The sequence below is a fragment of the Chryseobacterium foetidum genome, assembly GCF_025457425.1.
Taxonomy (GTDB): domain Bacteria; phylum Bacteroidota; class Bacteroidia; order Flavobacteriales; family Weeksellaceae; genus Chryseobacterium; species Chryseobacterium foetidum.
In genome coordinates this window covers 1,010,045-1,035,178 of record NZ_JAMXIA010000001.1, presented here as the reverse complement: position 1 = coordinate 1,035,178, position 25,134 = coordinate 1,010,045, and the positions used below count along the sequence as shown (strand labels likewise).

26 protein-coding genes are annotated in these 25,134 nt (G+C 37.2%); 14 read left to right on the top strand and 12 right to left on the bottom strand.

What is annotated here, in order from left to right; all coding sequences use genetic code 11:
- Positions 1-9: 9 nt before the first annotated feature.
- Together mgtE and NG809_RS04925 are read right to left on the bottom strand one after the other, a co-directional pair.
- Positions 10-1,332: a magnesium transporter gene (gene mgtE, locus NG809_RS04930; protein ID WP_262148584.1), complete on the bottom strand. Its 1,323-nt coding sequence runs from the start codon at positions 1,330-1,332 to the stop codon at positions 10-12.
- Positions 1,333-1,414: 82 nt separating this feature from the next.
- Positions 1,415-1,960 carry a pyruvate decarboxylase gene (locus tag NG809_RS04925; RefSeq protein WP_262148583.1) on the bottom strand — a complete coding sequence of 182 codons (546 nt, stop codon included), beginning with the start codon at positions 1,958-1,960 and terminating at the stop codon, positions 1,415-1,417.
- 166 nt (positions 1,961-2,126) lie between these two features.
- Between NG809_RS04925 and rpsO the strand changes: the two genes are divergently transcribed.
- The 3 genes from rpsO to NG809_RS04910 all read left to right on the top strand — a co-directional run bounded on the left by rpsO (position 2,127) and on the right by NG809_RS04910 (position 6,131).
- Positions 2,127-2,396 (top strand): 30S ribosomal protein S15, encoded by a 270-nt coding sequence (gene rpsO / locus NG809_RS04920; RefSeq protein WP_056036093.1) that lies wholly within the window; start codon positions 2,127-2,129, stop codon positions 2,394-2,396.
- 130 nt (positions 2,397-2,526) lie between these two features.
- Entirely contained in the window at positions 2,527-3,705 is a 1,179-nt protein-coding gene (locus NG809_RS04915) for an acyloxyacyl hydrolase (protein ID WP_262148582.1), read from the top strand.
- Between the two features lie 158 nt (positions 3,706-3,863).
- Complete coding sequence (locus NG809_RS04910) at positions 3,864-6,131, top strand: polyribonucleotide nucleotidyltransferase (protein WP_262148581.1); 2,268 nt, start codon at positions 3,864-3,866, stop codon at positions 6,129-6,131.
- A gap of 121 nt (positions 6,132-6,252) precedes the next feature.
- Here NG809_RS04910 and NG809_RS04905 read toward each other — a convergent pair whose 3' ends face one another.
- The gene (locus NG809_RS04905; protein WP_262148580.1) at positions 6,253-6,660 is read right to left on the bottom strand and encodes a 5-fold beta-flower protein; all 408 of its coding nucleotides are present in this window, start codon (positions 6,658-6,660) and stop codon (positions 6,253-6,255) included.
- Between the two features lie 460 nt (positions 6,661-7,120).
- Between NG809_RS04905 and NG809_RS04900 the strand changes: the two genes are divergently transcribed.
- On the top strand, positions 7,121-7,555 hold the full coding sequence (locus NG809_RS04900) for a cold-shock protein (protein ID WP_262148579.1): 435 nt from the start codon (positions 7,121-7,123) through the stop codon (positions 7,553-7,555).
- Between the two features lie 192 nt (positions 7,556-7,747).
- Here NG809_RS04900 and NG809_RS04895 read toward each other — a convergent pair whose 3' ends face one another.
- The 6 genes from NG809_RS04895 to NG809_RS04870 all read right to left on the bottom strand — a co-directional run bounded on the left by NG809_RS04895 (position 7,748) and on the right by NG809_RS04870 (position 12,492).
- Positions 7,748-8,125, bottom strand: coding sequence for a hypothetical protein (locus NG809_RS04895; protein WP_262148578.1), 378 nt, complete (start codon positions 8,123-8,125; stop codon positions 7,748-7,750).
- Between the two features lie 108 nt (positions 8,126-8,233).
- Positions 8,234-9,277, bottom strand: coding sequence for a nucleotidyltransferase domain-containing protein (locus tag NG809_RS04890; RefSeq protein ID WP_262148577.1), 1,044 nt, complete (start codon positions 9,275-9,277; stop codon positions 8,234-8,236).
- Positions 9,277-9,561 (bottom strand): hypothetical protein, encoded by a 285-nt coding sequence (locus NG809_RS04885; protein ID WP_262148576.1) that lies wholly within the window; start codon positions 9,559-9,561, stop codon positions 9,277-9,279. The genes NG809_RS04890 and NG809_RS04885 overlap by 1 nt, the downstream gene beginning before the upstream one ends.
- Positions 9,562-9,988: 427 nt before the next feature.
- Positions 9,989-10,192, bottom strand: coding sequence for a hypothetical protein (locus NG809_RS04880; RefSeq protein ID WP_262148574.1), 204 nt, complete (start codon positions 10,190-10,192; stop codon positions 9,989-9,991).
- Positions 10,193-10,233: 41 nt separating this feature from the next.
- Positions 10,234-10,983, bottom strand: coding sequence for a nucleotidyltransferase domain-containing protein (locus tag NG809_RS04875; protein WP_262148572.1), 750 nt, complete (start codon positions 10,981-10,983; stop codon positions 10,234-10,236).
- Between the two features lie 126 nt (positions 10,984-11,109).
- Entirely contained in the window at positions 11,110-12,492 is a 1,383-nt protein-coding gene (locus NG809_RS04870) for an RtcB family protein (RefSeq protein WP_262148570.1), read from the bottom strand.
- 781 nt (positions 12,493-13,273) lie between these two features.
- Between NG809_RS04870 and NG809_RS04865 the strand changes: the two genes are divergently transcribed.
- The 3 genes from NG809_RS04865 to NG809_RS04855 all read left to right on the top strand — a co-directional run bounded on the left by NG809_RS04865 (position 13,274) and on the right by NG809_RS04855 (position 15,258).
- On the top strand, positions 13,274-13,606 hold the full coding sequence (locus NG809_RS04865) for a HopJ type III effector protein (protein ID WP_262148568.1): 333 nt from the start codon (positions 13,274-13,276) through the stop codon (positions 13,604-13,606).
- Between the two features lie 31 nt (positions 13,607-13,637).
- Entirely contained in the window at positions 13,638-13,970 is a 333-nt protein-coding gene (locus NG809_RS04860; protein ID WP_262148566.1) for a hypothetical protein, read from the top strand.
- Between the two features lie 268 nt (positions 13,971-14,238).
- Complete coding sequence (locus tag NG809_RS04855) at positions 14,239-15,258, top strand: helix-turn-helix transcriptional regulator (protein ID WP_262148564.1); 1,020 nt, start codon at positions 14,239-14,241, stop codon at positions 15,256-15,258.
- A 3-nt stretch (positions 15,259-15,261) separates the two neighbouring features.
- Here NG809_RS04855 and NG809_RS04850 read toward each other — a convergent pair whose 3' ends face one another.
- Positions 15,262-16,404, bottom strand: coding sequence for a DEAD/DEAH box helicase (locus tag NG809_RS04850; protein ID WP_262148562.1), 1,143 nt, complete (start codon positions 16,402-16,404; stop codon positions 15,262-15,264).
- 119 nt (positions 16,405-16,523) lie between these two features.
- Here NG809_RS04850 and NG809_RS04845 point away from each other — a divergent pair, with 119 nt between their 5' ends.
- A complete protein-coding gene (locus NG809_RS04845; RefSeq protein ID WP_262148561.1) occupies positions 16,524-16,670 on the top strand; it encodes a hypothetical protein in 147 nt (48 codons plus the stop codon).
- A gap of 36 nt (positions 16,671-16,706) precedes the next feature.
- Here NG809_RS04845 and NG809_RS04840 read toward each other — a convergent pair whose 3' ends face one another.
- Both NG809_RS04840 and NG809_RS04835 read right to left on the bottom strand, forming a co-directional pair.
- A complete protein-coding gene (locus NG809_RS04840) occupies positions 16,707-17,897 on the bottom strand; it encodes a DUF1501 domain-containing protein (protein WP_262148559.1) in 1,191 nt (396 codons plus the stop codon).
- Positions 17,898-17,976: 79 nt separating this feature from the next.
- Positions 17,977-19,356: a DUF1800 domain-containing protein gene (locus tag NG809_RS04835; RefSeq protein WP_262148557.1), complete on the bottom strand. Its 1,380-nt coding sequence runs from the start codon at positions 19,354-19,356 to the stop codon at positions 17,977-17,979.
- 248 nt (positions 19,357-19,604) lie between these two features.
- Here NG809_RS04835 and NG809_RS04830 point away from each other — a divergent pair, with 248 nt between their 5' ends.
- The 6 genes from NG809_RS04830 (at position 19,605) to NG809_RS04805 (ending at position 25,001) form a co-directional block, all read left to right on the top strand.
- Complete coding sequence (locus NG809_RS04830) at positions 19,605-20,168, top strand: hypothetical protein (protein WP_262148555.1); 564 nt, start codon at positions 19,605-19,607, stop codon at positions 20,166-20,168.
- A 112-nt stretch (positions 20,169-20,280) separates the two neighbouring features.
- On the top strand, positions 20,281-21,330 hold the full coding sequence (locus NG809_RS04825) for a glucokinase (RefSeq protein WP_262148553.1): 1,050 nt from the start codon (positions 20,281-20,283) through the stop codon (positions 21,328-21,330).
- A gap of 143 nt (positions 21,331-21,473) precedes the next feature.
- Positions 21,474-22,040, top strand: a complete 567-nt coding sequence (locus NG809_RS04820; protein ID WP_262148551.1) for a YceI family protein — start codon at positions 21,474-21,476, stop codon at positions 22,038-22,040.
- Between the two features lie 79 nt (positions 22,041-22,119).
- On the top strand, positions 22,120-22,731 hold the full coding sequence (locus tag NG809_RS04815) for a YceI family protein (protein WP_262148549.1): 612 nt from the start codon (positions 22,120-22,122) through the stop codon (positions 22,729-22,731).
- A gap of 149 nt (positions 22,732-22,880) precedes the next feature.
- A complete protein-coding gene (locus NG809_RS04810; protein WP_262148547.1) occupies positions 22,881-23,522 on the top strand; it encodes an alpha/beta hydrolase family protein in 642 nt (213 codons plus the stop codon).
- 132 nt (positions 23,523-23,654) lie between these two features.
- The gene (locus tag NG809_RS04805) at positions 23,655-25,001 is read left to right on the top strand and encodes an ammonium transporter (protein ID WP_262148545.1); all 1,347 of its coding nucleotides are present in this window, start codon (positions 23,655-23,657) and stop codon (positions 24,999-25,001) included.
- Positions 25,002-25,134 lie beyond the last annotated feature (133 nt).

Genomic DNA, 25,134 nt, shown 5'->3' with positions numbered 1-25,134 from the left:
TGCCTAAAATTACAAAAGTTTTCCGGTTAAAAACATTGCTGCGATGGTAAAGTAGATAATTAATCCGGTGACGTCTACCAAAGTCGCTACAAAAGGTGCCGATGAGGTGGCAGGATCAAGGTCAAATTTTTTCAGAATAAAAGGAACCATCGAGCCCGAAATTGTTCCCCAAAGTACAATCATCGCCAAAGAAATTCCTGCGCTGATGCCGATAAAAAACCAATAATCGCCGTAATCGAACCATCCGAGTTTGTGCCAGATCATAATTCTGAAAAACCCGATCACACCGAGGAAAGTTCCCAGAATAATTCCGGTTAGAAGTTCTTTCTTCATCACAATCCACCAGTCTTTTATTGTGATTTCCTGTAATGCCATTGCACGGATAATCAGAGTTGCTGCCTGCGAACCAGAGTTTCCTCCACTTGAAATAATCAATGGAATAAATAAGGCCAAAACGACTGCTTTTTCAATTTCATTTTCGTAGAAACCCATCACGGAAGCGGTAATTAACTGTAAAAAGAAAAGTACAATCAGCCAAAGCCCTCTTTTCTTAATCATTTCCCACCAGTGCGTCTGAATATACGGATCATCCAAAGCTTCCACACCCCCGAATTTCTGAATGTCTTCGGTGTTTTGAGATTCAATCTGATCTAAAATATCGTCAATCGTCACAATTCCAACCAAAACTCCAGCTTCCGTAACAATCGGGAGAGCAGCACGGTCATATTTTTCAAAATACTGCACTGCATCTTCCTTTGATGTGGTTGTTGTGATCGCAACAAAATGATTGTCAGTAATTTCTGAAATTAAAGTATCTTCTTCTTCCAAAAGCAAACTTCCCAATGCGATATCGTCAATCAAACGGTTTCTTTCGTCAACCACGTAAAGATAATTCATCGTTTCTACCCTGCTTCCAACTTTCTTTATTTGCTGAAGACATCTTTTTATCGTCCATTCTTTTCGGATCTGGATGTAATAAGGCGTCATCAAACGCGCAATGGAATCAGAATCGTAGCCCAAAAGCTTCAGGGCAATTCTTCTTTCCTGCGGATTCAGGTGGTTGATGGAATATTTGATGAGCTCATCGGGAAAATCTTCAAACAGGGAAGTTCTGTCATCCGGAGTCATCGCATTCAGGATTTCAGAAACCTCGGCACTTGTGATGCTTCGGATGGTTTCTTCCTGAAAATCAGGGTCAAGATGCGAAAAAACATCTGCTTTATACTCTTTCGGAACTTTCAGGAATGCCAACAGTCTTTCGTCAGCGGGCAGTCCGCTGAGGGTTTCGGCGATGTCGGCAGGGTTGAAGATAAGTTCGTCAGATTGATTCAAAATAGAAATTTTTGCTATGCAAAAATAAATCAAATTTTAAAACTACACGAAGAACCGCCTAAATTTAAGGATTTATTAAACTTTAAATGTCGGTTTCTGCTAAGGGTTTCAGCTTTCTGAGATTTTTGAAGATGGTTTTTAAGGCTCCGGCTGTCCCTATTTTAATGGAATTTTCGGCAGAACCCAGCATCCTCATATTCTTTCTGTAGGTATCGTAAGAAGATTCTGTAATTAGATTTCCATCTTTATCGAAAAGTTTCATGCTGACAATCACCTGATTGGAAAATACATATTTTCCGAGACCTACTTTGAAGTATTTCACTTTAGAAACCGTTACAAAATCGGCATCATTGTTTACGGCATAGTCTGAGATTGTTTTCTGATCGGCAGTTTCAAATGGTAACTGAGTTTCGGTTTTCATCATTTTTCTTTTTTTATGCGTGCTGATATGATCAGAAACTGCACTGAAAAATGCAAGATTTGTCGGTTCCTTTATCTCTTCGATATCAGGTTCCACCTCGGGATTGAAGTAGAGAATGTTTTGAGTGTCATGGTTTTTCTGCGCTGAAATTGTGTAGGTTTTCAGTGCTAAAATCAGGATCAGGCTAAATAATAATTCTTTTCTCATTTATGAACACAAAAATACTGTCTTTTAGTGAGATAAGAGATGTTTTTTTGATAATTTTAATAGTCTTTTTATTATCAGAAAGCTAAAAGTTGTAATCAGCTTTTCTGATTCAAAAAAATGTTGTACTTTTGCACCCGTTACATAATAATCATTAAACAATATTGGAATGTACTTAACAACAGAAAAAAAGTCAGAAATTTTCGCAAAGCACGGAAAATCTGCAACAGACACAGGAAGCGCTGAAGGACAGGTAGCTTTATTTACTTTTAGAATCAACCACTTATCTCAGCACTTGAAGGCAAATCGTCACGATTTCAACACTGAGAGATCTTTGGTAAAATTGGTAGGTAAAAGAAAAAGCTTACTTGATTATCTTAAGAAAAAAGATATCAACAGATACAGAGCGATCATCGCTGAATTAGGATTAAGAAAATAATCTTAGCGATAGTCTAAAACATAAGCAACTTCGAAAGAGGTTGCTTTTTTTGTGGATTTAATTTTAAAACTGAGAAAAATTTAGAATTTATTTAAATCCTAATCATTAAATTTGCCACTTTCAAAATAAAATGCCCGTGTTCCAGAGATTTTATATTTTCTTCATCCTGCTGTTTTCAAATGCTTTTGTGTTTTCACAGGAAAACGACAGTTTGAAGCCTCATAGATGGGCATTCGCGGCAACAGGAGAATACGGCGGAATTATTCCCACCAACGAGTCCCTGAATTTTTACCGACACAAGGCATTTTCAGGATATAACGTGCAGTTTTTGAAACAGACCGACGGCAGCAGAGATTGGGAGAAGCTTTACAATTATCCTCAAATCGGTTTCGGTGTTTTTGCTTTAGATTTTTTGAAGGGAAAAGACATGGGTAGTCCTTATGGTTTTTACGGAATTTACAACGCCAGAATAAACCAGTGGAACAGACTGAAATGGATGTACGGAATTAATTTCGGGATTTCTTTTAATTCAAATTATTTCGATTTTGACAATCAGTATTACAATATTTCTATCGGTTCCAAAACAAATATGTACATCGGTCTGTCTACGGGACTGCATTACGAACTGGATGAGCATTTTGATGTTGGTTTAAATCTAAAATTCAATCATCTTTCCAACGGTGCTACCAAAATCCCCAATAAAGGTCTGAACATGGCTGCAGGGCAACTCAGCCTTATTTATTATCCTGAAAGAATCAAACCCATTGAAACCGATACCGTGTACAAAGCGGTCGAAAGATACAACACTTTGGAATTTTCTGTTTTTGGCGGAAGAAAAGACTCCTTTTATCAGGGTGAAAACCGCTTTGATCTGAAGTACTATGAGGGCTACGAATACAATGTATTTGGTGCCGACGCACTTTATATGCATCAGTATTCAGATAAATCTGCCTATGGTCTGGGCGTCGGTATTACTTATGATGGCGAGTACAATCACACATCTTATGTTCAGGACAGTACTTTGTATGAGAAAAAAAGATTTTCAAATGACAGAATGCTGTTAAGTATCATCCCGACGTACCGGCTGATGATCGGGAAACTATACGTAAACATTGGTGCAGGAGTTTATCCATTCAAGAAAACAAGACAGTATGACAAAGATATTTTCTTTCAGAAAATAGGTTTGCAGTATCAGATTACAGACCGGTTGTTTGCGTCATTCGGGATCAATGCCTACAATTTTCATATTGCCAATTACTTGGAATGGAAGTTAGGATACACCATTTCAAAAAAGAAAAACAGAAAGTAAATGCAGATATTTGAGATTTAAAACTTTAAAACCTATAAATCGATTCTTAAATCTATAAAATAGGACATTATAACAAATAATACCTTAAATTTGCACCACATTTTAGACGAAATATAATAATTAAAGCACTCAATACGGAGTGCAACACAAAACAATTTATGAGTATACCTCAAGCAATTACAGAAACGATCATTCTTGCAGACGGCAGAGAGATCACTTTAGAAACAGGAAAACTGGCAAAACAGGCTGACGGTTCTGTTGTAGTAAAAATCGGTGGCACAATGCTTTTAGCAACTGTGGTAGCCAGCAAAGAAGCAAAAGATGGTGTAGATTTCTTACCATTGACAGTAGATTACAGAGAGAAATTCTACGCAGGTGGAAAAATTCCCGGTAACTTTTTCAGAAGAGAGGCCAGACCTTCAGATCAGGAAATCCTGACAATGCGTTTGGTAGACAGAGTTCTAAGACCATTATTCCCTGAAGATTTCCACGCGGAAGTACAGGTGATGATTTCATTGATTTCTTATGACGGACAGTCAATTCCTGATGATTTGGCAGGTCTTGCAGCTTCGGCAGCGATTGCAATCACAGATATTCCTTTCAACGGACCAATGTCTGAAGTAAGAGTAGTAAGAATCGACGGGAAATTAGCGATCAATCCTAATTATGAAGATCTTAAACTGGCTGACCTTGACATTATGGTAGGTGCAACCAAAGATTCTATCGTAATGGTGGAAGGTGAAATGAAGGAAATCACTGAAGCAGAAATGCTTGAAGCGATTACTTTTGCTCACGAAGAAATCAAAAAACAGGTTGAAGCTCAGGAAAGATTGGCTGAAAAAGTAGGCAAATCATTCCCAAAAAGAGAATACAGCCACGAAAATCACGACGAAGCGATTCGCGAGAAAGTGTGGAAAGAAACATACGATAAAGTATACGAAGTAGCTAAAATTCCTTCTGGAAAAGAGGAGAGAGGTGAGAAATTCAAAGCTGTTTTGGCTGAATTTTTAGCGCAGTATGTAGAGCATGCTGAAGAGCTTGAAAGAGTAACTCCTTTCGCTAAAGTATACTTCCACGATGTGGAAAAAGAAGCGATGCGTCAGATGATTATCAATGATAAAATCCGTCTAGACGGTCGTGATCCTCAGACTATTCGCCCGATCTGGTCTGAAATTGATTATTTACCTGGAGCGCACGGTTCTGCAATCTTTACAAGAGGTGAAACTCAGTCTTTAACGGCTGTAACTTTAGGTTCAGTAAAAGATGCGAACATGGTAGACAGCGTAATGGTGAATTATGACGAAAGATTCTTCCTTCATTATAACTTTCCTCCGTTCTCAACTGGTGAAGCGCGTCCTTTAAGAGGAACTTCAAGAAGAGAAGTTGGTCACGGAAACCTGGCTCAGAGAGCTTTGGCAAACATGATTCCGGAAGAAAATCCTTACACCATCCGTATTGTTTCTGATATTTTGGAATCCAACGGTTCATCTTCTATGGCGACTGTTTGTGCAGGAACTTTAGCATTGATGGATGCGGGTGTTCAAATCAAGAAACCGGTTTCAGGTATTGCAATGGGATTGGTAACTGATGTAAAGTCAGGGAAATACACTGTACTTTCTGATATTTTGGGTGATGAAGATCACCTGGGAGATATGGACTTTAAAGTAACCGGAACAGCAGATGGAATCACCGCTTGCCAGATGGACATCAAAGTTCAGGGATTGTCTATGGAAATCATGGAAAAAGCCCTTCTACAGGCAAGAGACGGAAGATTACATATTCTTGATAAATTAAATGAAACTATTTCTGCACCAAGAGAAGATGTGAAACCTCACGCTCCGAAAATGGTGATGATGGAAATCTCCAAAGATTTCATTGGTGCTGTAATCGGACCTGGTGGAAAAATCATTCAGCAAATGCAGAAAGATACTGATACTGTTATCGCAATTGAAGAAGTTGGCGAAATCGGTAGAATAGAAATTTCAGGTGTAAGCAGAGAGAAAATCAACGAGGCGATTGCAAAAATCAACGAGATTACTTTCGTACCGGTTGTAGGTGAAGTGTACCAGGGAAGAGTAGTAAAAGTGATGGATTTCGGAGCTTTTGTAGCGATTGCTAAAGGTACTGAAGGATTACTTCACATCTCTGAAATCGAGTGGGCAAGACTTGATAAAGTTCCTTACAATGAAGGTGATCAGGTTGAGGTGAAATTTATGGGTTATGATGACCGTAAAAAAATGAAACTTTCAAGAAAAGTTTTATTGCCAAGACCACCAAGACCTGAAAAGAAAGAAGGTGAGCAGAGAGGTCCGAGACCGGAAGGTCAAAACAGATCTGACAGACCTGCAAGACCTGAAGGTAAATTAAATCCTGAAGGAAGAGATCAACCGGGCGAACATAAGCCTTTGAACGAACCACAAGATTAATCATCTTATCAATACTAAACCACCGAATTTCGGTGGTTTTTTTGTGTAAAAATTAAACCTTCAAGCTTTCAAAAAGCTTGAAGGTTTTAAGGAGAAGAAGTTTTTTTCCGGAAGCGGATGATTAGTCAAAGTTAAAAAAGAAAAATGCCACTGCTGCCCATTCTTTTCTGATGCCTTTTGCATAGCCAATCGTCGTACGGCTACTGTTTTCTACGGTTCCATCATCTTTAATGTAACCGATTGTTGAGCGGCTGCTGTTTTCCACTGTTCCGTCTTTTTTAACGTAACCAACGGTTGAACGCTTTTTATTTTCTATCGTCCCGTCACTTTTAATGTAACCAATCGTGCTTCGGTTGCTGTTTTCGATAGTGCCGTCATTTTTAATATATCCCAACGTCGAGCGGCTGCTGCTTTCTATTGTTCCGTCGCTTTTGATGTAACCTGTTGTATTTCGGCTTGATGATTCGATGGTCTGCGCGCTTATTGTGGTAAGGCTGAAAAGAAGTATTGTAAAAATGATTTTTCCCATGGCTTATTTTAATTTAAAATATTCAGTGTTGAAGATAATAAAATTATTTAGATGAATCTGAATTCAATTGACTGCACGGAAAACTGACGTTCATCAACAAAATTTCAGTTGCAATTATAGATTTTTCAAATCTCAATGATAAGTTATTGAAAACTAAAAAGTTATTATGAAGCTGTTTTCCAATAATATTTGTTGTATATTTGCAGAGTGATTAACTGAATGTTTACAGCTTTTGCTAAAGAAAAGTTTTGGGCATTTATTTTTTTCTCTCAGTTTCACATTTCAGATGCCGGTTTATTCCTCAAAAAAATATTGATACAGGCAATCTTTTATCACTACTGAAAACAACAGAATACCTTAATGATGCACTTCTGCAAAGTATCTGGCCGGAAACGTGGTAGAATCCGGAAAAAAATTCTATCTTTAACCTCATCAGTAACAAATAAATTTTAAAATATATATGGCAGATTCTTTTTCAAAAAAAGAAAACTTTAAGAAAAAACAGGCAAAATTAAAAGAGAAAGCACTTCGTCGCGAAGACCGCAAGGACAATAATGATAAGGGGAAAAGCCTTGACGATATGTTGATGTATGTTGACGAAAACGGTCAGCTTACTTCTGTACCACCTGAAAACAGAGAAAAAATCGAGATCAGTCTTGATGATATTCAGCTGGGGGCAGCTCCGATAGAGGAGGAGGAACTGAGAAAGACAGGAATTGTAACGTTTTTCAGTGAGAAGGGTTACGGTTTCATTACCGAAGACCGTTCCAAGGAAAATGTATTCTTCCACTCCAACAACGCGACCGAAATTTTGAAAAAAGGAAATAAAGTTTCTTACGAAAAGGAAAGATCGCCAAAAGGTTTTTCAGCTATCGATATCAAAATCGTGAAATAATCTTTGGATTAATCATACAGAAAGAGCTTCAGTTTTGAAGCTCTTTTTTTGTGGAATTAATGGAAGCTATGGTTTAATATTAGCTATTTTGCTGGCGCAAGCGTCTCGCTTGTGTCCTCTTTATCTACGGGCAATGGGTACGAGCGTGACGCTCGCACCAGCGGAGCCTTTTGTAGGCGGTTGGTAACTCGATCAATTAGGATCAAATTTTTCAAAATACATTTTTAGATCAAGATAAATTTTCTCAGCTTCTTTGTCTCCTTCCTTCGCCAGTTTTTTGACATTCTCATAATAAGCGATGGACTGCCTGTTTAAACTTTCTCCTAAAATCAGGTTTATATCTTCAATATTTTGCAAAAGAGGTTTTAGTCTGGAAGTTATGGCAGCCAGTTGTTCTAAATCTTCGGGTGTTTTATCCGGCTTGTTTTTAAATTTTTCTAATAATTTAAAAACGATCTGCAGGTTTTGTTTTATTTTTTCAAAATCTTCAGGAGAAATGCCTCTTACTGCCTGAAGGTGTTTCTGGAATTGTTCTTCGAAATCTTTGCTAAACTTATCGTCGAAATTCATATCAGTGTTTTTTTTATTTGAAAGTAAATTTAGAAATTTATTTTGAACACGAATTAAAATATCAATGGTAAGTTTTTCTCTTTGCTATGTTTAATGCGAATATAAATTTTATCTTATTTCCACTAAAATTTTTGTGGTTTTATCTCTATCAGGATATTCAGGGAGTTTTGAGATGGAATGGTAATGGTCGATTGATTTTATTAAATTTTCTGCTTTCGCTAAAACTTTTTCATACGACCAGTTTCCGGCTTTGATGTCTAACAGTTCGTCACGGTTATCGACTCTGATATTTAATGAACTGTTTTTAAAAATCTGCTCACAAGACTGCAAAAGACGAATCGTGTGCATCATATTTTTGCTGTCGTAGTTTTGTCCGTGATTTTGGTTGACGTTGTAGCGGTCTTCGTTTCTTTCTGAAACCCATTTCCAGTATTCTCTGTAATCTTTGCAGTAAGTGGAGTAGGCATCGAGGTTGCAAAATAAGTAGGCGATACATTTTTCACCTTTCGGAACTGATGATACGGAAACCTGATTGGCTTCTTCGTTCTGGATGATTCCTTTATAATTTAAATCTCCCAATTCATCATAAAACAGAGCAAACATTCCTTTGGTGTTGTCGATGCTTACCAAACCGCATTTTTCCTGAACTTTTCCGTTTTCTGAAAGCCATTTTTTCAATGGAACAGAACTGTTATTTTCTAAAATATAGCAGAAATCAAGAATCGATTTTCTTTCCTTTTCAATTGGGTTTAAAATTTTCTTATTGAGTCCTTTTGCTTTTTTTATCTGAGAAATAGCGTAACCGGCAAATGTGTCTTTGCACAATTTCGACAGGAAATCTTCAGGCTTAAACAAATCCATCAAAGGATTCTTAATTTGAATACAGTCTTCTGGACTTGCCAGAATTTCCAGAATATTTGGATTGTTTTTCTGAAGCAATTCTACAAATCTCCCGATTTCATAATACGAAATATCATTCGTCTCATTAGAAATCTGCGGGATATAATTTAAACCAAAAAAATCTTCTTTTGGCAAATAGTAAACCCCTTTAATGTCTGTATCTGAATTTTCCGTGGCGAGCCCGAACGAGCGGCTTCCGGAGATGGCTTGGAAGAGGAGAAGATTTTTGTTTTTGAGGTCTTGGATGGTCATTAAGTATATCTTTTTAAGCTAAATACTTCATAGTTTAGTTTTTGAGCTTTATTTATGAAATGCGTTTTACGTTTACCTTTTGAAATAATTTCCTCAAGGTGTAGGCGTCCATCAGTGATTATATACACATCCTCTTTTAAAGGAATCGTAATAAATAAACAATCAAGGTAACTTTCAAAATTAGTAAGACATTCGTTTAGGAAAGAAAAATCCACCTTTTCCGAGATGAATTTTTTGTCGGATAGCGAAAATTGAGTTTGTGCTTTATCTACTAAAGACTGCAAGATATTTGAATTTTCATCTTTTGAAAATTTTTGGAAGTACTTTTCAGTAATATTTTCAATAAAAATAGAATCAAAGAAAACCTTATATCCTTTAAAATTCTTAATCGCACTATAAATAGGAAGCTGCGAATCTTCGTTCTGATTTATACATTTTACCTTGATGGATTCAGGAATCTCAAGTCAGTAATTGATTTTTATTTCTTCACAATGTTTTAAAAATAAATTTTTATCAATGTTAACAACTTTCACTTCACCTCTTGCAATGTTTTCAGTGACACTGACATAACGCGGGTTAAGACCAGTTTGCCAAGTATTATCTCTAAAAATTAACTCAAAGTGTTTATATTCCCGTCTGTTTTTTGCATGGAAACTTATATACAAGGTGTCTTTTTCTCGTGGTGTATAATCAAAATCAAAAATATTACTTTCATTGAGTTTTGATAATTATTTTTTCTGCAGAAATTCCATTACCAAAATCTTCTACAGGTTTCACAAAGCTTGCAAAAAAGAATGGATCTTTTTCTTTGGAGCCAATATATCTATTCAAAGACCAAATGTATATATCTTTAATTTCAAAAATATTTCCTTCAATGCAAGTGTGAAATTTTATGTCAGTATTTGGTAAGTACATGATTTTTTAAATAGAATGAGATTTAAGCATTTGTTAAAAATCTAATATAACAATATTTCCCTAAAAACCCTCTCCATCTTATTTTTGTCCGTTTTCCCTGCACCCAAACTTTTCGCTCTTTCGTCATTATCTTTTATCATGGCTTCCAAAAAACCAAACAACTCCCAATCATTTGCATGAAAATAAGATTCTCCTTTTGTAGATTTTAAGGCGACCAGATTTTCTATTTTGGTTCTTGTAAAATCATCCACTAAGACGAGAAGTTCGCTGAACAAAACCGGCGGTATTGTTCCTTTTTCCAATATCCATTTTCCGGTCAGTGCAGTTCGCAGACAATAAAAATAAGATTTCAATTTTACTTCATCTGTCCGGCATGCTTCGAGATATTTTTTGCTCATGCTCAGATAATGGTAAGAAACCGCTATCGGCGAAAATGCTTCATCAGCCAAAGGTTTAAAAAGATCATAAAATTTTTCGTTTTTCACATAGACGATTGGAGAATAAAACCAACTCAGCAATGCTGCATTGGATTTCAAAAGAAGATGAAAAGTCTTCCTCAGATCCCATCCGGAACCGTCAAGATCGTCTTCGGTCATGAATTCTATGGTTTCATCTTTGTCCCATGGCGAAAGATACCAGTCTTTGTCGTGTCGATATATAAACCGTATGTCATAATCGCTGTCGGGAGACGCAAAACCCCATGCGCGGCTTCCTGATTCTACGGCAAGCAATATTTCTATGTTTCTTTTTGCCTCTGTCTCTTTGAGTTTTTCTAATATTTTTGGTGTCATTTTTTTACTTATTTAAATTTTATAATTATCGTTCCGTAGGAATCTCTGCAAAAAAAATGTATTTGTTTAGATTCCCACGGAATGACAAACTTTGTGAAGATTTTTAAGATGTTTAACAAAAACCTACTATTTTCTAAACTTCTTCTTCCTCTTCCACGGCGCATTTTTCTGCACATCACCTGCCATAATACATCCGTAAGGCATCACTTCATCCAGCACTTCGCACAGACCGTATTCTTCAATTTGGGCTCTGACGTTTTTGGCGCTTTTGTAGGCGGTTGGCAACTCGGAGATATCGATGTCGTTGGTGAAGAAACGGATGTCTAGACCTGCGGTTTCTTCGGCGAACACTTCTTCAATGGTTTTGTGGGCCAATGATTTTTTATGCTGGGTTCTGCTGAAATTTCTTCCGGCGCCGTGGGGTGCAAAACCTAAGTTTCTCTCATTGGTTTTTCCCTGAACAATCAAAACGGGCTCTGCCATATTCAGCGGGATCAGTCTTGGTCCGGTGATGTCGGGCATAAATTTATCGTCCAGAGGCGTTGCTCCTTTTGCATGGTAAAACAAATCTCCGTCTTTGAAAACAAAGTTGTGTTCGTTCCAGTATCTGTTTTGTTTTTCGGTATGCAGTTTTTCCAAAACGGCATTATGAATGGCTTCGTGGTTTTCTTTTGTCCATGCTCTGATCAGCTGCAAAGCTTCCCAATAAGATTGTCCTTCCTCGGTTTCGTAGGGAATCCATGCGTTTTCTTTCAGGGTTTCAGGGGAGATTTCCATTCTGAAACGGTTGGCTACCTTCATTCCTTTATCGTACAGCGCGGCGCCCGGAGCTCTTGAACCGTGATGGGTGACCATCATTGTGTTTCCGGTGTTTTTTGATGTTCCTACAAAAAGGAAATGGTTACCGTCGCCCTGCGTTCCCATGTGCGAACGGGCAATGCTGATGAGTTTTTCGTCATTTAAGAAGAAATTTTCTCTGAAAGCATCCATCAGTTCCTGAGACATGGGCATCTGTTCGCCTCTGGGTCTTCCGCCGTATCCGAAATGGGTTATGGAATGGGCAGCGTCCAAAACTTCTTTGGGATCGGCCTTTCCAAAGTCGGTCAGCATTACCGAACAGCAGATATCTGCAGAGTGAAATCCGGGATGAATGGCGTTTTTCGCTACGACCACTCCGCCAACGGGAATCTGACCTTCAGGACCTGTGGGGCAGGCATCGGGCATAATGGCTCCGCTGATTAGGGGAGGCGTTTTCATCAGAACTTTCATCGTGTTGATGACTTTTTCCACATTGTCGATCTCATTCTCATGTTCCGGACGAATGTTGATGATAAAATCTTTCGGCTCAGCATGCAGAGGAATCGGATCCGGTGATCTGAACTGTTCAAGGTATATTTTCATCTCGCTTTCAGTGAGCTGGTTTTCATTAATATGTTGGATGGCTTCGTTGAACCATTTTGATGGTCTGAAACCTAATTCGATAAGGTGATTTCCGTTGATTGTGTTCATAATTTATTGTTTAATTTTTTTTATTTGGGCAGCTCTGAACTTCGTTCGTAAATTTCGATAAAGCCTTCGCTTTTCCTCATTTATGCTCTCCGTTCCCGCTTTTTTGCTCCACTTCGTTACACAAAAAGAGCTCCACTCAGGTCGGGCTGCGGGTGATTCGACTTTTTAAAACTGTTTCGTCATTTTCATAATGCAAAGTAATTGCCTGATTGCGCAATGTTTTTGCGTAGATGAAATTATTTTGATTATTTTTGAAACGTTTTAACTTGAAATGTTTTAACACATGAGTCACATTAGGTTTTAGTTGAAATGATTGAGGATATTTTAGAGCACATGAGATTAAAAATCAAAGATTTTTTCTGGGTCTTTACCGCAAAAGAGACAAAAGATTTAGGTGGATAATTAAGATTTTCAAAAGTTGGCAAATTGTGGTGTGTATTTTATTAGAAGATTTTTGATGATTATTTTCAACACAAAAGTCACAGAAGTTTTGTGAATGTTTTTTCTTTTGAAAGTGTAATTTATTACGTTAATGAGAGGGAAAAATCTTGTTACATCTATGTGCGATTTGAAAACTGGTTAGCTAATTTTAGTGTAAAATTTTAAACAATTTTTCTTTATCCCAGCCCTAAAGGGAGGAAAAATTGCTTAAAATTTAATCGAAATCACTCCCTTTAGGGTCGGGGCAAATGATTTTGATTAAATTTTTCATAGTCAAACATTTACTTAAGAACCTCGTGCGGTTTTTAAGTCTTTTCAATTTTAATACAAAATAAAAAATATGTTATTCGAACAATTAGAAAAATCGGCAGAGGAGCTTCAGTTTAATGATGTGATTGCTTTTATTGATGCGCATTATGATTTTACTCCGACAAAATTTACCAATGGAGATACCGTGAATGAGGCGGGGCAGAATAATGGTTCGTGCAAAGTGTTTAGTTTTGCGAAGCTGAATGATTTGCCAAAGGAAGATACGCTAGCTCTTTTCGGAGCTTTTTACAGGGAAGATGTTTTGAAGAATCCTGAAGGAACCGATCATCAGAACATCAGAAATTTTATTGAGTATGGCTGGGATGGAGTTTCTTTTGAGGGGAATGCTTTGAAAAGAAAATAGACAAGGTTTTATCTGCTTTAAAAAAGTAATCATGCAATACAGAAAAGAGAAATTGGTTTGTAATGGGAATTTTAAACTCATAACAGATTTAAATGAATTCAAAATGGCGTTATGGATTAACGGTTTCGGACTTGAAAATGTATTGACTGGAGAAGAGATTATTCCCGTGATTACGATTTTTAATCTTGATAATATGGAAGAGGTTGATGGAGAAGTTTTGAAGATAAAGTTCAGAATTTATCCGGATGGCTCGAAATATTATGAAGTTGAAGTAAATCCATTTTTGAAAAGCTTTGTATATGTAGGTGAAACGTATTCTACGGATGTTTTTTTTAAAACGATTACGGGAGAAGAGTGGGAGTGATGGATGGTTTGGGAACAATTTTGTGGAATGATTCGTGTGGTAACCACCCCGTCAAAAAATCAAAGATTTTTCGCCACCAGTGCCTCAATGTTTTTTATTTTTAAAATGATTCGGCGAATCTCGTTCCTCGATTTCCAGAGGAGAGGAATTGTCAAGCTTTATGATTTTAATTTTAACTTCAGCCTTAATTCAAATCTATTTTCAACCGTAAACTCAATCTCAGCCTCAGCCTTAACCTCAACCTTAACCTCAGCCTCAACCTCAATTTATGTCATCCAACAAAAACGCCCTCATCCGCTACAAAACTTTAGATAAATGTCTGAAGAATAAGTATAAAAAATATACTCTGGAAGATTTGATGAACGAATGTTCTGAAGCTTTGTTTGAGTTTGAAGGGAAGGAATCTTTTGTGAGTAAGCGGACGGTGCAACTGGATTTGCAGAATATGCGGAGTGAGAAATTTGGGTATGAGGCACCAATTGAGGTTTATGAAAGGAGATATTACCGGTACAGCGATCCTGATTACAGCATTCATCAGATTTCAGTGAATGAAAATGATTTGAAAACGATGAATAATGCGATACAGATTCTCAAGCAGTTTAAGGATTTTTCGATGTTTAAAGAAATGAATGGAGTGATTCAGAAGCTGGAGGATTCTATACATTCGACTAAACAAAAATCGATTATTCATTTAGATAAAAATGAAAATCTGAAAGGTCTGGAGCATATAGATATTTTGTATGAAAGTATTCTGAATAAAAAGGTTTTAAAAATCTGTTACAAAAGTTTTAAAGCAAGAGAGTCTAATCACTACATTGTTCACCCACAGCTGCTTAAGGAATATAATAACCGTTGGTTTTTGGTGTGCTGGCACAAACAGAAACTGATGAATCTCGCGCTCGACAGGATGGAAGAGATTGTAGTTGAAGACAAAATTCATTACCACGACATTGAACTTGATGCAGACCTTTACTTTTCTGAAATTATTGGAGCAACGGTTTCACCCAATCAGCGGGGTCAGAATGTTATTTTTATAGTGACTCCGGAGCATGCGCCCTATGTTAAAACCAAGCCTTTTCACCATTCTCAGGAGATTGTGAGTGAAGACGAAAACGGAACAACGTTTAAAATCTGTGTGCAGCTCAATTTCGAACTGGAAAGAATGATTCTTGGAATGGGAGAATTTCTTACGGTTTTGGCGCCCCGAAAATTAAAACAGAGAATTTCAAAAAGCATCAGTAAAGCTTATAGAAACTATCATTCTGATCCGGATGACGTTAAAGAATAGCTTTTAGTATCCGTGAAGATCGGTGCCTTCTGTTCTTTGTAAAGTCACTTTTTTGCCCATTTTTTTCTGAATTACCCTGAAATGTTGTAGCTCATCATCGGTGAGAATATTGATGGCAGTTCCTTTCTCTCCGGCACGACCTGTTCTACCGATTCTGTGAATGTAATCTAAAGGTGAACGGGGAAGTTCGTAATTGATGACGCACGGCAAATCATCAATGTGGATTCCACGACCGATTAAGTCTGTGGCAACCAGAATCTGAGCTCCGTCGACTTTAAATTCTTCCAGATTATTTCTACGTGCACCCTGAGATTTCTGACTGTGGATGGCAACGGCTTTTATTTTATTTTTCTTCAGTTTTTCAACCAGATTATCGGCAGATCTTGTCGATGAAACAAATATCAGAGCTTTCTCAACCTTTTTTTCTTTAATTAAATAGCGAAGGAAAGGACCTTTGTTTTCAGGAGAAACGTGATAGGCAAGCTGCTCGATGTTTTCAATTTCAACTTCCTCTTTTTTAATTTCAATAATTGTCGGATTGATTGAAAGTCGTTCCTTCATTTCTGAAACTTTGTCATTTAAAGTCGCTGAGAAAAGAGTGGTTTGTTTCGCAACAGGCATCATGGCAAAAAGTTTATTCATTTCCTCCCCAAAACCAAGCTGAAACATTTTGTCAGCTTCGTCAATGACCAAATGTTTGATGGCTGAAATGCTCAAAGCTTTATGATCAATCAAATCCAGCAAACGACCTGGTGTTGCGATAAGAATTTCCACGCCAAACATTCCTTTCATTTGTGGGTTGATGGAAACTCCGCCATAGACAGCCATTGTTCTGATTTCACGCTTAAGATTTTCTGTAAAAGCCCTGAAAACTTCATCAATCTGAATCGCAAGTTCACGCGTAGGAACCAATATTAAAACCTGAATATTTCTGTCTTTTTTTACTTCTTCATTCTGTAATTTTTCCAGAATTGGCATTACAAAGGAAGCGGTTTTTCCTGAACCTGTCTGTGCGATTCCCATCAAATCTTTACCCTGTAAAATGACTGGTACAGCCTGCTCCTGAATTGGAAACGGCTTGAGGTAACCCAGTTTGTTTACAGATTTAATGATGTTGTGTGATAATCCGAGAGATTCAAATGACATAAAAAAGATTTGACGCAAAGATACGTTATTGTAATTGTTTAAATCTTACCGAAGAAAAATTGAATGATTTTTTTGGATGTGGCTTGGAAATTGTAACTCATTTTTGAAAATCAAACAAAATGAAATCAAGAATTTTAAAAGCCGCTTTGGCTCTTGTGGTACCTATCGTGATAGAGTTTATTATCAAGAAAGTTTCTGAGAAAATAGATCAGAGAAGTTCTCCTCAACCAAAGCCACAAACACCTGAACCAATCGGGCATAGCTAAAAATTAAGAGACTGCATTTTGCGGTCTCTTTTGCTTTTAAATAAAATCATAAACACCATTTTTCCAGCCTAAGACTTTCGAGGAATCAGCCTGCAGCCAGTTTTTAAGTACGGTTGCGTACACTTTTCTGAAATCTTCGGTGTAAATCAAATCACCTTCATTTAAATTCTGAAGATCAGCCAGAGCATTTAAAATCCCTTTCTTTTTTAAACCTCCGCTGATAAAAAACATTTGGTTTGCCGTTCCGTGGTCAGTGCCTTTGCTTGCATTTTGAGAAACTCTTCGCCCGAATTCTGAGAAAGTCATCAGTAAAATATCCTGAAAAAGTCCATTACTTTTCATGTCTGCGACGAAGGATTTTACTGCATCATTAATTTCTCCAAAAAGTTTCTGCTGTCTTTCATTTTGATTCACATGAGTGTCAAAACTTCCGATGGACAGGTAATACACCTGAGTGTTTATGTCTGATTTTATTAAGGAGGAAACTGTTTTAAAATCTTTCCCCAGCTTGGAATTCGGATATTCCTGAGCTGATTTTTTAGCTTTACTTTTTTCAAAAATATAATCGGCGTTATTGATGGTTGAACCTAAAGTCTGGTATAAATAAGAAACGGTTTCATCATCGTGGTGATGATCCTGTTCGTACAACGATTTAAAATATTTTTCCTGACTGGTTTGGTATAATTTTCTGGGATCTTTAAAGGCAAAAGCCTTATTGTTATCGCCTTTTAAAGCTAAACTCAGCATGTCATCGACTTCCAGAGCCTGCGTTGGGTGTTCGCAACTGTAACATTCCTCATCCAAAAATCTTCCAAGCCATCCGGTTTCAAGAAATTCGTCGCTCCTGCTTGCAGAATGCCAGATGTCCATGCTTCGGAAATGAGATTTGTTGGGTTCGGGATAACCGACATTGTTTAAAACCGAAAGTTCACCGTTGTCATGAAGTTCTTTGAAGTAAGAAAGAGCAGGGTTGATGCCGGTTTCGTCATTTAAAGACAGAGAATCTTTAATGGAAATATTTTCTCTTTCCTTAAAATAAATATCATTTTTTGTTGGAATAATTGTATTCAACCCATCATTTCCGCCTGTAAACTGCAGGATGATCAAAATTTTCTGATTAGGATTCAGGGCATTATCCAAAGTCATCGATTTCAGAAAACTGGGCATCATCAGCGACGCGGCTGCCAGCGAACTTATCTTGAGAAATTCTCTTCTTTTTATTAGCATGACTATTTATTTAGGTTAAGGTTAAGGCTGAGATTTTTTTTACTTCCATCTCCCATCTTCCATCTCCATCTCCAACACCCTACATTAATTGATATTCCGGAGTTGACATAATGTTGATGATGTTTATTTTAGTGCTCTTGTCAGAGAAATTCTGAACCGCTTTTGTATTAAAATTTTCAGGTTTTAAAAGTAAAAAATCCTCGCAGTCTTTTTTATTGAAAGCTGTTTCCACTTTTGTCCAGTCGATCGTGATGTTGGGATTTTTAAAGGATTTTTTCAGGGCTTCCCTTGATTTCATGCCCATTTCCACATCATCATCTTCCTTAGGTGACAGATCGAGTGGTCTGAGTCCGGACCAGATTTGTGGAATTTGAAGTCTCAGCATCAAGGTTGAACTGTCAATCCATGATTTTCCGCTGGGCCAGCCTGATACGTTGGGAGGCGAAAGAAGTGTCTGTCCTAAAAGTTTCTGATAAACCACAAGGTTTTCAGGATTCTGGATGGTCATCGGAAGGATTCTCATCATTCCAACCATAAGTTCAGTAGGCGATTTTATTCTGTTGCCGATATTTTTGGGTTCGTAAAACCAGTCGCTGCTGAAAATTTCATTCATCAGCTGTTTGATATCGTATCCTGACTGATAAAATTTTTCGCTCAGATTTGCGATGGTACTTTGATCTGCTTTTTCATTCACAAAAAACCTGTAAATTTTGGTGGTGATGAATTTTGCAGTTGCTTTCTGTTCTAAAATGATGTTTAAAACATCATCACCAGAGAAATTTCCTGTTTTTCCGAGAAATGTTTTGGAACCGTCATCGTGCTGTTTAAGTCTTTCGATAAAATTTCCTTCCTTGTCGTAACCCCAACCTGTAAAAGCTCTTGCAGCCTCACGGATGTCGGTTTCAGAATAATTTCCGATGCCCATGGTGAAAAGTTCCATGACTTCACGGGCGAAATTTTCGTTGGGGTGACCTTTTTTGTTTTGCTGGTTGTTCAGAAAGTTCAGCATTGCCGGAGATTTGCTTACCTCAAAAAGCAACTCTCTGAAATTGCCTAAAGCATTTTTTCTGATGATATTCAGCTGATGTTTATTGAATTTTGGATTGTTGATTCTCGTTGCAAAATGTCCGTGCCAGAAAAATGCCATTTTTTCCTGCAATTGAGACTTGGAATTCACCATTTCATCCAGAAAGTTGAGGTTGAGTTCCTGATTTTGCTTCTGATTGACCTTCTGAATCTGATTTCTCATCTCAGCACTGGCTTTTGATGCTTCGTAATCTGGAGGTTCAATATCGGCAGTTGAATAATCAATTATTTGCGAATGATCTTCCATGAAAAGCTCTTTCAGTAAATCTTTTCGTTTCAGTTTTCTTACATCAGCTACCTGAGAAAGTCCGATTCCGAATCCGGCGCGCCAGAGAAGGTGTTTGTTGTTGGTGAAATTTAAATCGCTCGTCATTTTATTCCGGATTTAAAGAGATGTATTTGATGCAGTAAATTATATACCAACTCTGTGTTAGCGAAGGTTAAAGTTTTTGATTCTGATGATTTGTTTTAATTTTAAACGGAAATTATTCATTTAAATTTCATTTTTAAAGTATTGATAATCATTATATTTTTGATTTTTACAGACTGTGTGAATTTTTAAAACTTCTCTTTGGCATAATTTTTACAGTTTACGACCAGTAAAATTTAAAATTCATTATTATGAAAACGTTGAAACAAACTATCATTGCGGCAGCATTTTTAACTGCCGGTTTAGTAAGTGCACAGGATAAGGCGATGAATAACATGATTAAAGTAGGAGCTACTGTAGGTGTTGCAGTTCCTCAGGAAAATACTTCCATGGCTGTTGGCGTTGACGTAGCTTATCAGAATCTGATTACGCCTGGTTTTGGTCTGGGTATCGCAACAGGATATACTCATTATTTCGGAAAAGAAAACAACGGATACAATAATAACGATGTTGGAGTAGTGCCAGTGGCTGCACTGATCAGAATCTATCCTAAACAAACAGGTTTTTACTTCGGTGCTGACCTTGGTTACGGATTTTTGGTAGGTGACGATAATGTTGCAACCAATTCGTTGGCTACAAGACCAGACGGAGGTTTCTATCTAAAACCTGAAATAGGTTACCACAACAGAGACTGGAATTTCTTCCTTCAGTATCAGAAAGTATTCACAGGAAACGACGGAAATGTTGCAGGACAGGACTATAATGTAGGAAGCATCGGAGCAGGATTTTCTTATAACATACCACTGGGAAATTAATTTACAGATAATAACTATTTAAAAGACAAACCTTTTCTTATTTTTGAAAAGGTTTTCTTTTATCCTTTTATAAATACCAAAACAATTATTATATTTACTAAAATTTGCTATTATGAACTTGAATCCGAAATTTCCCCTTTACTTGCCGGGAGTAAAAAATACCAGAAATGATAATTTAACGATCCTGGGAGCCAATCTTCGTGAGGATGAAACGGTACTTGCTTACTATGTTTCGGGACGTGAAGGCTTAGATGTCAAACTTCAGAAAAAATACATTACCAAAGATTATCCGGGTCTTAATGCAATTGTGCAGGATTTTCTCGCGGAAAATTCACTAACAGAGATAGACAGATTCGGAATTTCTGTGCCGGGACCGGTTCTTAACGGAAAAAGTAATCCGGAAAGACTGGGCTGGAACCTTGATGTGGAAGATTTTAAAAACGAATTCGGATTCAAGGAAGTCTGTATGCTGAATGACCAGGAAGCAGCAGCTTACGGTATCGGTCTGCTGGAAGATTCTGACCTTGAAGATATCCGTTCGGGAGGTCATCTTGAAAACGGAAACGTTGCCATCATCGCTCCAGGAAACGGATTGGGTGAAGCTGGTTATTTCTTCGACGGAAAATATTTAAGACCTTTCGCTACGGAAGGTGGTCACTCAGAATTTTCTCCGCGTACAACTATTGAAGTTGAGTTTTACCAGTTTTTAAATAATCTTTACGGTATCGTAAGTTGGGAAAATGTTTTGTCTAAAGCAGGTCTGTTCAATATCTACAGATTTTTAAGAGACGTGAAAAGACATCCTGAGCCGGACGGACTTTCTGAAAGATTAAACGAAGGCGATTTCGTAGAAGTGCTTTACAAAGCCGCTACAGAAGAAGATGTAATGATCTGCAAAATTGCTTTAGATACTTTCCTTGAATTCCTGGCGAGAGAAGCAAACAGTTTAACATTAAAATTAAAAGCTACAGGAGGTTTGATTATCGCAGGAGATATTCCGCAGGTAGTGAGCAATTATATTGATAAAGATAAGTTTTACGAGAAATTTAAAATCAGTGATAAAATGGAAGCCATGCTTCGTAACATCCCGATTTATCTCGTGAAATCAAACAGTACCAGCATCAATGGTGTTGCGCTTTACACCGCTTATCATCAGGATTAAAAATACAGACTCCGGCATCGCGCCGGAGTTTTTTTATGATAACATTCATACCAGAAAGTTTCAATATCTTACCGTATGATAAGATTAAAATTAAATCCACTTGTTTACATTTGCAGCATTAAAATAATTATTAAAATTTAAACATGAAAAAAATATTCTTACTTGCGGTTTTGGCTGGTGGTCTTGCTTTCGGACAGTCTAAAAAAGTAGTTTCTTCAGATGTTCACTGGTGGGGTTATAAAGTTGTAAAATCTCAAGCCAGTTCGCACGACGGAACTGTTAAAGTGAAATCAGGAGATATTGTGATGAAAGGAAATCAGGTTGTAGGTGGAAATTTTGTTTTGGATATGACAACCATCAACGCAACGGATCTTGCCGGAGAAGGACAGACTAAACTGAACGGTCACCTTAAAAACGGAGATTTCTTTGAAGTTGAAAAATTCCCTACTGCAAGTTTTAAAATCACTTCTGTAAAGAAAAATAATGATGCGACCTACAACTCTGTAGTTGGCGGAAATCTTACTGTAAAAGGAAAAACAAATGCAATTTCTTTCCCTGCAAAAATCACCAATGCAAACGGTGTAGTGACTATCGAATCAAATAAATTTTCTTTCGACAGACAGAAATTTGATATCGCATATCAGTCAGGAATGAAAGATTCTGTGATCAATGACGAAATTGATATGACAGTAAAAGTTAGTGCGAAGTAATTTAATCTAAAAAAATATTGAGAAAAGTGCAGAAGTTCTGCGCTTTTTTTTATTTTTGTTGAATTGTAAATAAAAAAGAATGAAAAGATTATTATTGTTTGCTATGATGTGTGCGGGCATGTCGTTTGTTTTTGCTCAGAAAAAAGGAGATAAAATATCTAAAGTTGTCACTTCTGAGATCTTATGGTGGGGAAGCAAAGTGGTAAAAACTGCACCTACAACTCATTTCGGAAGCTTAAAGCTGAAAAGCGGAAAATTTAATTTCGATAAAACAGTTTTGGTAGACGGTGAGTTTATTATCGACATGAGAAGCCTTGTAGTGGCAGATCTTTCGGGACCGGATCAGGTGAAACTGACCAATGAGCTTAAAGGAACCAACTTTTTCGAAGTGAAAAAATTCCCTACAGCGAAATTTCATTTAAAGAAAATTATCCCTCTTGCGAATGCAGAGTTCAATTCTACAATCGTAGGTGACATTACCATCAAAGGAATCAGAAAGACCATCTCTTTCCCTGCCAATGCACACGTGACTCAGTTTACAGTTGAGATTGAATCTTCAAAATTTGCATTAAACAGAAAAGATTTTAGAATTTTCTACCAGACTTCGTTGAAGGATCACTTCATCAAAGACGAAATGGAAATTCAGTTTAAGGTTTCTACAGTGAAAGTAGACAACGACAGACCAAGATAAAGGTTAAAATTTTTATAAATTAAAGAGGACTGCTTAGATTAAGCCGTCCTTTTTTTATTTTAGCTTGCCTAAATCGCTGTATGTAGAATTGAGAGTTCAGAAAAGCAACGGTGATTGATTTTAATTCAAAAGAAACAGTACATCCACGTATGAAAATTTATGTTGTAAGTGGTCTCGGTGCAGATTATAAAGTGCTGGAAAGGCTTGTTTTTCCTGAGCAGCACGAAGTTGTTTTTATAGAATGGCTGGTTCCGGAAAAGGATGAAGATTTTTCTGAATACGTAAAAAGAATGGCCGAAAAAGTAGATGATACTGAACCATTTTATCTTCTGGGATATTCTTTTGGGGGAATTATGGTGCAGGAAATCAACAGGCTCAAACCTGCCGTGAAAACCGTTATCTTGGGAAGTATAAAATCAGATAAAGAAAAATCAAGACTGATTAAAATCGGGCAGCATACCAAAATACCAAAATATCTGCCAGTCGGTTTTTTCAATATGAAAACGCTTGAAACATACGCTGTTTTCAGAAAGTTTTTTGATCCTAAAAATCCAAAAGTTCTTCAGTATTTCAGATTCACAGATCCGTATTATCTTAAATGGTCAATGCAGCGCATTACAGAATGGAAGTTTGAGCACGAAAGCAATGTTATCCAGATTATGGGCGACCGCGATATTGTTTTTCCCATTAAAAATTCAAAACCCGATTATATCATTAAAGGCGGAACCCATCTTTTTCCTGCAACAAAACATAAAGAGGTTTCTGAAATTTTAAAAATGATTTTCATTTAAAGATTTTAAAAGAAGAACTTTCATTAACTACTAATTTTAATTTAAATCCTAAATTTTTAGGGGTTAGAATTAAAATTTATATTATTTTAAATTAATTATCTATATTTTTGTAGGGGTTAAATTAAAATAAATATGAAAGTTGGATTAAAATGGATCGTTTCCTTTACAATTATTTCAATCGTTGCAGTTGGCGGACTTTTCTGGCGTCCCGATTTTACTGCGCCCAATACCGGAGATTTTTTAGGTGAATCCGCCGTTGTAGGTTCCGATGTCGCCTGGATTCTCGCTGCTGCTGGTCTGGTTCTGTTAATGACACCAGGTCTCTCATTCTTTTATGGAGGAATGGTGGGTAAAAAAAATGTGATTTCCACAATGCTGCAAAGTTTTATTTCTCTGGGAGTGATTTCAATTCTGTGGATTGTTGTTGGTTTTTCGCTTTCGTTCGGCGATTCCATTGGTTTTGAGATCAATGGTAAGCATTACGGAATCATAGGAAACCCTTTCACCTATATGTTTTTCAACAATGTAAGCCTCTATCCTCACAAGGATATGGCTTCCACGATTCCGTTTGTTCTTTTTGCTTTGTTTCAGATGAAATTTGCGGTGATTACTCCAGCTTTGATTACCGGCTCGTTTGCAGAAAGGGTTCGTTTTATTTCCTATCTGCTTTTTATGATTCTCTTCAGTCTTCTCATTTACACTCCGCTGTGTCACATGGTTTGGCATCCGGACGGACTTTTAAATAAATTTTTTGGAGTAAAAGATTTTGCAGGCGGAACGGTTGTTCACATGAGCGCCGGTTTTGCAGCATTGGCCGGAGCTTTGGTGTTAGGCAACCGTAAAAACCCTCATCATGAACCTTCCAATATTCCTTATGTTATTTTAGGGACAGGAATGCTTTGGTTCGGATGGTTTGGTTTTAATGCCGGTTCAGCTCTGTCAGCCAATGCTACAGCAGCTGTGGCTTTCGGAACTACAACGATTGCTTCTGCATCAGCAATGATGACGTATATCTTTTTTGATCGTTTAAACTGCCGTCCGGTATCTGCTTTGGGAGCGTGCATTGGTGCGGTTGTAGGTTTGGTGGCCATCACGCCGGGCTGTGGGTTTGTATCTGTTCAGGAAAGTATTTTTATTGGATTCATTTCTGCGATTGTTTCAAATTTGATGGTGAATTGGAAAGCTTTAAAGAAAATTGATGATACACTTGATGTTTTTGCCTGCCACGGCGTCGGCGGAATTATGGGAATGATTCTCACTGCCATTTTTGCTCACGGCGAAAACGCAAGCCTCATGCACGGCGGAATCGCGGTTTTTGCCCACCACATGATTGCTTTGCTTCTGGTTTCGGTATTCACATTTTTCGGTTCGCTGTTACTTTACAAACTTACGGATACAATCATTTCACTTCGCGTAAAAGAAGATTCAGAAGAAATGGGACTTGATCTTTCCCAGCACGGCGAAAGTTTAAAATGGTAATTTTTTTTTGGTATTTAACTTAAACAGCGGTCTTTAATGATCGCTGTTTTTTCTTTAATAAATATTATCTCTCTGTCATACTTGGCATTAACCTCAGTCTTCGTCTCAACCTCAACCTTCGCCTCAACCTTAA